Raw genomic sequence first — 7,427 nt, 5'->3', positions numbered from 1 at the left:
GGTTTGAAAATGGGTGCTGACGATTATATTAAGAAACCATTTTCACAACGGTTGTTAATTGAACGAATTAAAACAATCTTACGCCGGATGGATGCCATCAAAAAAGTGGAAAGTGAAGACGAAGATGAAGGTGGAGTAGTTGTTAGGGGGCGCTTAAAAATCGACCCCGTTCGTCATATTTGTGATTGGGACGGCAAAGACGTTAAATTAACGGTTACGGAATTCCTTATATTGCAGGCGCTTGTACAACATCCTGGACATGTGAAAAGTCGTGATCAGTTAATGGATGTTGCCTATAATGATGATATTTATGTTGATGATCGTACGATCGATAGCCATATTAAACGTCTAAGAAAAAAATTCCGTAAAGTTGATGATAAATTCGACGGTATAGAGACACTCTACGGTGTCGGATATAGGTATAGTGAAAGCTAATAAAAAACACATCTTAAGAAAGCGGCGTATCATTTCGCCGCTGACAATCCGCATTATGGCGGTTAACCTTTTTGCGCTTATTTTTCTTGGCGTTGGCGTCTTATACATCGACCAAGTGCAAAATACACTTTTGCAATCCCGCATTGAAGAACTCGTTAAAGATGCCAATATAATGGCAGGAGCGCTAGGCGAATCTGCTACGGGTGGTCCTGACTCAACAGAGCTTTTGTTGGAGCCTACAAAAAATATTTTAACGAGACTGGTGGGCGTTACTAATATTAGAACACGTTATTTTGGGGTTAATTATGATTTATTAATCGACAGTCGTGATTTGAATATCAATCAGGTAATCGTTGAAAACACGATGCCTAAAGAATTAGGTATAGAGGATTTCTGGGAAATTATTAATCGGGAAGTGGGTGTACTCCTTGATAAAATTCAAAAAAGAGATGAACTTGAAGAATACCACGAAGTCGAAGATGAAACCGCTGAAGATTATCCGGAATTACTTGATGCATTAGCCGGCGAAGAAAGCAGCAGGATGCGCAGGTTAGATGCAGAACGAAATATAATTACTGTCGCTGTACCCGTTCAACGTTTTAGACGTGTTTTAGGGGCGTTGATGCTTTCGGCTGATACAGGGGACATATATGCAGCAGTCCAGGATGTGAGATTAATAATCATACAATTCTTCTGCGCAGCACTTTTAATTACTTTGCTGATGTCACTCTTTTTGGCAAAAACCATTGTTCGCCCTGTATTGCGATTAGCGCGCTCTGCGGATCATATAAGCTTGGGTGGCAAAACAGACATTCCCGATTTATCATTTAGGAATGATGAAATTGGTGATTTGTCACGTTCATTAAAAGACATGACAGAAATATTAGAAAAACAAATTGATGCTGTGGCAAGTTTTGCCGCCGATGTTGCCCATGAACTTAAAAACCCTTTGACAAGTATGCGTAGTGCAATTGAAACAATGGAATATGCAAAGTCAGAAGACGATATAAAAAAGCTGAGAGCCATTATCGGCGAAGATGTAAAAAGATTAGACCGCTTAATTACGGATATTTCAGATGTTTCTAGGCTTGATGCAGAATTGTCGCATGCGCAATTAGCTCAAGTGAATTTGACGGCATTATTAGAAACGCTTGTAGATATTTACCTTACAACTCAACAGGATACGCTACCAAACTTAATTTTAGACATTAAGAAAAGGCGCTTTAAAGGCAAGGACGGAAAACCGGCACCTTATATGGTTCGCGGTTTAGAGGGGCAGTTGGGGCAAGTGGTTCGAAATTTACTTGATAATGCTATATCCTTTTCTAAGAAGGACGGTAATATTTGGCTAAGACTTTCAAGACGCAACAATATGGTTGAAATTATTGTTAAAGACGAAGGGGTAGGAATTCCCATTGATAAATTGGATAATATCTTTGATCGTTTTTATTCTGAAAGACCTAAGGGGGAAGCATTTGGAAAACATTCTGGACTTGGGTTAAATATATGTAAGCAAGTTGTTGAAGCTCATGGTGGCGAGATTTTTGCCGAGAACCGCATGGATGAATCAGAAAAGGTTATTGGTGCTAAATTCGTGGTACTATTACCACTTTCTGATGATTAGGGAATATGAATGACATTACACCATGCATCATGTGTAGAATATAAAGGAAAAGGAATACTCATTCTTGGCGAATCTGGTGCGGGTAAATCAGACTTGGCAATTAGATTGTTAGACGCAGGTGGAACGCTAGTGTCTGATGATTATGTAGAAATTATCAATGAAAATAACCTGATAATAGCAAAGACAGCGCCAAATATTGGCGGTATGATTGAAGTGCGCGGCGTAGGGTTAATGAATGTCGATTTCTTAGAGGAAATGAAATTGGACTTGGCTCTCGAATTATTAGCGCCAAATTTAATTGATAGGCTACCGGAAGATCTTTATTTTGAGGAAGGTAATGCTAAAATACCATTTTATAAGTTTGATGGGTTTTGCTCTTCGGCAATTGCTAAAATAAATCTTATAATGGATAAATTGGAATAGGTAATGGAAAACAAAAATGATAAGTTTTTAAAAGTTTTACTAATTACTGGAATGTCGGGTGCTGGTAAATCGACGGCTTTATCCGTTTTAGAAGATTTAGATTATGAGGCTATCGATAACTTACCCATTAATTTATTACCAAGCTTAATTGAGTTGGCGCAAAAGAATGACCCAGATCACAAAAATCCTGCACTCGCTATTGGTATAGATGCGAGAACGCGAAATTTTCAACCTGATAATATAATTCAAGTCTTAAATCAGATTAGAGACAACGTAGATATTGATTTAACAATATTATATTTTGATAGTAGTAATGAAATTCTTGCTTCAAGATTTACTGAGACAAGGCGACGCCATCCGCTAGCAAAAGACCGCCCCATTAATGATGGCATCATACGTGAACGACAAATGATGCAAATTATCAAAGCCGATAGTGATTACGTTTTTGATACATCGGAACTAAATATTCACGATTTAAGAAGAATGCTTTCTCAACATTTTGTGCGCAAACATGATGAAGGCTTAAATATAACGATATGCTCATTTGGATACCCAAAAGGCCTTCCAAGAGATGCTGATTTAGTTTTTGACGTACGATTTTTACGCAATCCTCATTACGACGAGGTCTTAAGACCACAAACCGGACAAGATCAAAAGGTTGGCGAATATATTATGAAAGATCCCATCTTTGATAAAAGCTGGGAACAAATTTCGTCTCTTATTGTTACGCTTATTCCTGAATATAAAAAAGAAGGTAAATCATATCTTACAATTGCTTTTGGGTGCACTGGTGGTAAGCATCGTTCAGTGTTTATGGCTGAAAAGCTTTGTCATTTATTAAAAGAAAATAAGCATAATCTAAATTTGCTTCATCGTGAGTTATCAATATAAATTTTTGACGTTCTGATAAATTGGAATTGTCCTTCTTTAAAAGTCATATTATAGTTAACCCAATAAAAATATTATAAAAGGAATTACCAATGATCGGGATGGTAGTCGTCACACACGGCAGATTAGCTGAAGAATTTATAGCGGCAATGGAACACGTAGTTGGCCCGCAGTCAGCTTTACAAGCCATTTCTATTGGACCTGACGATGATATGGAGCAGCGCCGTCAGGATATTCTTGATGCTGTTACTGAAGTGGATGATGGTAGTGGCGTCATTCTATTAACGGATATGTTTGGAGGAACCCCATCAAACCTTGCCATTTCTATTATGGATTCGACCCATGTAGAAGTTATCGCTGGAATTAATCTTCCGATGTTAATTAAGTTAGCGAGTGTGCGGATTGATAGCACTATGGAAGAGGCCGTGAGTGCCGCTCAAGCATCAGGGAAGAAGTATATTAATATCGCTTCGCATGTTTTATCCGGTGAAAATTAATGGATGCTTTGAGCGACGACAATAGTCGTATCTTGACGATTAAAAATAAACGTGGCCTACATGCACGTGCTTCTGCCAAATTTGTCACTCTCATGGCAGAGTATGATGCAAAAATTACGGTCTCTAAAGATGGCACTTCTGTCTGTGGTACGTCAATTATGGGATTGATGATGTTAGCTGCGGCCATTGGTGATCAAATAAAAATCGAAGGTGAGGGGGCCCAAAAAGATGAGGCCTTAGATGCTATTGAAGCGCTCATTGATAATAAATTTGGCGAAGATTGCTAATTCTTTCAATATTCTTTCTTTAACATTTTTTCAATATATAGATATATAAAGATTTCTTTATGCTTGATGTTTTTTAAATATGAGCGTATAGACTTATTATTTTTAAGAATATCAATAATAATTGATCAAATTTAAGGACAAAAGACCTATGAGTGAATTTACAGATTATAAGGTAGCCGATATTTCAGGTGCCGGATGGGGCCGTCGTGAAATCAATATTGCTGAAACTGAAATGCCTGGACTTATGGCGCTTCGTGAAGAATTTGGTAAAGGCCAACCTTTAAAAGGGGCTCGTATAGCTGGCTGCCTCCATATGACTATTCAAACGGCCGTATTAATGGAAACATTAATTGCACTTGGTGCAGAGGTGCGTTGGTCATCATGTAATATTTTCTCAACGCAGGATCATGCCGCTGCGGCGATGGCGGATGCTAAAATACCTGTGTTCGCATGGAAAGGAATGAATGAAGAAGAATTTAACTGGTGTATCCGTGAAACTATCGTCGGGCCGGACGGTTGGCGTCCAAATGTTATTTTGGATGATGGCGGTGATTTGACTGCAATGATTTATGATGACTTCCCGGAATTACTTGAAGATATCCACGGTATTTCAGAAGAAACAACAACAGGGGTTCTTCGTCTTTATCAAATGGAAAAAGAAGGTCGCTTAACGGTTCCGGCTATTAATGTGAATGATAGTGTAACAAAGTCAAAATTTGATAATCTTTATGGTTGTCGTGAAAGTCTTGTGGACGGTATTAAACGTGCAACAGACGTGATGCTTGCTGGTAAAGTTGCTGTGGTTGCTGGTTATGGTGACGTGGGTAAAGGTTCTGCTGCGTCACTTCGTAGTCAGGGTGCACGTGTATTGGTTACAGAAATTGATCCTATTTGTGCCCTACAGGCTTCAATGGAAGGATATGAAGTTGTAACAATGGAGAATGCGGCCTCACGAGGTGATGTGTTTGTTACAACAACGGGTAATTTTGATGTGATAACCATAGATCATATGAGAGAAATGAAGGACCGAGCCATTGTTTGTAATATCGGACATTTTGATTCAGAAATTCAGATCGCTGCTCTAGAAAATTATAAATGGGAAGAAGTGAAGCCACAAGTTGACGAAGTTATTTTCCCGGATGGTAAACGCCTTATCGTATTAGCCAAAGGTCGCTTGGTTAATCTTGGTTGTGCAACGGGGCATCCAAGCTTTGTCATGAGTGCATCATTCACAAACCAAGTACTCGCACAAATGGAATTATTTAATAATGGTGATAGCTACGAAAATAAAGTATATGTACTGCCAAAACATTTGGATGAAAAGGTGGCGTTACTTCATCTTGATAAACTTGGTGTTCAGCTTACAAAGCTGAACGAAGAACAGGCAAAATATATTGATGTTTCAGTTGATGGTCCATTTAAGCCTGATCATTACCGCTACTAAATTTATTTGAAGTAAAATTTTAAAGCCCGTTCATTGGTAAAATGCCATGAACGGGCTTTTCTTTTACGGATAAAGTCGTTATCTTTGTAATAGGTAAGTGCTTGATATTTATCCGTGAAGGGGATAGGAAAATTAGCTTTAAGTCATTATTAATTAATGGGGTATCGGTTATTGGTTTTTCGTTACTAATGGTCGAACATTCTTTTGCGCAAATTTCTGAGGTTAATAATAATCAGCTAGCAGATGATGGTCAGTTTATGATCGGATTATCGGTCTTTTTCATACTGACAATATTCTTGATAATTTGGCTTCTCCTTAAACGTCAAAAAAGCGAAAAACTATTTTTACAAGCGTCTAAAAATGAAAGCTTTCTTAAAAGTGCTATTTTGGCACGTGAAGAAAGTTTTTATTTATGGAATGATAATAAAGAACTTATTTTAAAGTCAGCCATAAATATTCGGTTTGAAGATGAAACCATGCCCGATGATATGGATGATTTGAAAACCAGATTTACGCAAGATGACCAGAATGAATTTGACGAAAATATTCAAAGCTTGCTTAATGAAGGCAAAAATTTTTCTCAACAAATAGAACTTGCTCAATTTAACATGCATTTGTCAATTATTGGCGATGTCGTAATTGATCACCAATTAAATACAAAGTGCTATATTGTATGGTTTAAAGATAATACGGTTTCTGAAAAAATACAGCGTTTTCAAGAAGCTGAAGCAAGCGACACAGCACATAAAGCAAAGCTTTTAGAAAATGCCCTAAATATGACAAACTTTCCCATATGGATTAGAGGCAAAGATCTTAATTTTCAATGGGTTAATAAAGCATATGTTGATGCGGTTGATGGCATAACATATAAAAATGTCATCGATAAAAATTTGGAACTTACGACTAATACGCTTGGGGTAAGCCTGAGGAGTATGGCTGAATCTGTATCTATAACTGGTGAGGGACAATCTGAAAGTCATTTTATTGTTTTGGGTGGTGAACGCAAATCAATGGACTTTAATAATATTCCTTATGAAGTCGATGAAAATAAAGAAGCAATATTAGGATATGCTCAAGATATCACGGAACTAGAAGAGGCAAGAGGGAACTTAGCCGATCATACAGAATCTTATGCTGAAACACTTGATAAATTTTCAACGGCGGTTGCTATTTTTGATAGTGAGATGAGATTAGAATATTATAATAAAGCATATCTTCGTTTATGGGGGCTTCCAGAAAGCATACTGTTTAGTCACCCAAGTTATAGTGAAATTCTAGAAGCCTTAAGAGAAGCCAGAAAGTTACCTGAACAAGCCAATTTTCCAGAATGGAAGCAGCGTCAATTAGAAGCCTATAAAGAGGTCATTGATCCGGTTGAAAGTATGATGCATTTACCTGACGGTAAAACTTTAAGGGTAGTGATGCAGCACCATCCAATGGGTGGAATGCTGGTGTTCTATGAAGATGTGACGGATTATTTTGCGCTCGAAAGCTCATATAACACACTTATTGCAGTGCAGCGCGAGACACTTGATAATCTCAATGAAGGTATTGCAGTGTTTGGCTTTGATGGACGATTGAAGCTTTTTAATGGTGGTTTTACTAACATTTGGGAAGTATCAAATGAATTCTTAAAAGCGGATCCGCATGCCTACGATGTATTAGATCGGTGCGGTAAAATCATGCATGATTTTGACGGCATGGAAGGTCTCAAAACCATGATCGTTGGGGGAGAGGTAAAAAAAGAAGCATCATCAGGACAATTTAAACTAACCAATGAAAAAGTGATCAATTATTCATTAGTACCATTGCCAGGTGGTGCGGTTCTT

At 37.8% G+C, this 7,427-nt stretch carries 8 protein-coding genes; all 8 read left to right on the top strand.

All coding sequences use genetic code 11. The annotated features are described in order from the left end of the window. Window positions 1-435 (top strand): winged helix-turn-helix domain-containing protein (locus ACTF6W_RS04930; RefSeq protein WP_438993437.1); only part of this gene is annotated, 435 nt, incomplete at its 5' end. Beyond that, entirely contained in the window at window positions 425-2,059 is a 1,635-nt protein-coding gene (locus tag ACTF6W_RS04925) for a stimulus-sensing domain-containing protein (protein ID WP_438993436.1), read from the top strand. The genes ACTF6W_RS04930 and ACTF6W_RS04925, both read left to right, overlap by 11 nt. Window positions 2,060-2,068: 9 nt before the next feature. Next, window positions 2,069-2,482, top strand: coding sequence for an HPr kinase/phosphorylase (locus ACTF6W_RS04920; RefSeq protein WP_438993435.1), 414 nt, complete (start codon window positions 2,069-2,071; stop codon window positions 2,480-2,482). Window positions 2,483-2,485: 3 nt separating this feature from the next. After that, window positions 2,486-3,373 (top strand): RNase adapter RapZ, encoded by an 888-nt coding sequence (gene rapZ, locus ACTF6W_RS04915; RefSeq protein WP_438993434.1) that lies wholly within the window; start codon window positions 2,486-2,488, stop codon window positions 3,371-3,373. Between the two features lie 89 nt (window positions 3,374-3,462). Next, window positions 3,463-3,867, top strand: coding sequence for a PTS sugar transporter subunit IIA (locus ACTF6W_RS04910; protein WP_438993433.1), 405 nt, complete (start codon window positions 3,463-3,465; stop codon window positions 3,865-3,867). Continuing rightward, window positions 3,867-4,154: an HPr family phosphocarrier protein gene (locus tag ACTF6W_RS04905; RefSeq protein ID WP_438993432.1), complete on the top strand. Its 288-nt coding sequence runs from the start codon at window positions 3,867-3,869 to the stop codon at window positions 4,152-4,154. Before ACTF6W_RS04910 ends, ACTF6W_RS04905 begins: the two co-directional genes overlap by 1 nt. Window positions 4,155-4,302: 148 nt before the next feature. Further along, on the top strand, window positions 4,303-5,598 hold the full coding sequence (gene ahcY / locus ACTF6W_RS04900; RefSeq protein WP_438993431.1) for an adenosylhomocysteinase: 1,296 nt from the start codon (window positions 4,303-4,305) through the stop codon (window positions 5,596-5,598). A 188-nt stretch (window positions 5,599-5,786) separates the two neighbouring features. Further along, the coding region (locus ACTF6W_RS04895) for a PAS-domain containing protein (RefSeq protein ID WP_438993430.1) at window positions 5,787-7,427 on the top strand (1,641 nt) is incomplete at its 3' end.

Origin of the sequence: Pseudemcibacter sp. (genome assembly GCF_965661635.1) — a bacterium.
Lineage (GTDB): Bacteria > Pseudomonadota > Alphaproteobacteria > Sphingomonadales > Emcibacteraceae > Pseudemcibacter.
This window is presented reverse-complemented; position numbering and strand designations above follow the sequence as displayed.

What these genes read in the sequence shown, in the direction of transcription:
- ACTF6W_RS04920 (WP_438993435.1), top strand. Translation starts at nt 2,069, where the DNA reads ATGACATTACACCATGCATCATGTGTAGAATATAAAGGAAAAGGAATA.
- rapZ (WP_438993434.1), top strand. Translation starts at nt 2,486, where the DNA reads ATGGAAAACAAAAATGATAAGTTTTTAAAAGTTTTACTAATTACTGGA.
- ACTF6W_RS04910 (WP_438993433.1), top strand. Translation starts at nt 3,463, where the DNA reads ATGATCGGGATGGTAGTCGTCACACACGGCAGATTAGCTGAAGAATTT.
- ACTF6W_RS04905 (WP_438993432.1), top strand. Translation starts at nt 3,867, where the DNA reads ATGGATGCTTTGAGCGACGACAATAGTCGTATCTTGACGATTAAAAAT.
- ahcY (WP_438993431.1), top strand. Translation starts at nt 4,303, where the DNA reads ATGAGTGAATTTACAGATTATAAGGTAGCCGATATTTCAGGTGCCGGA.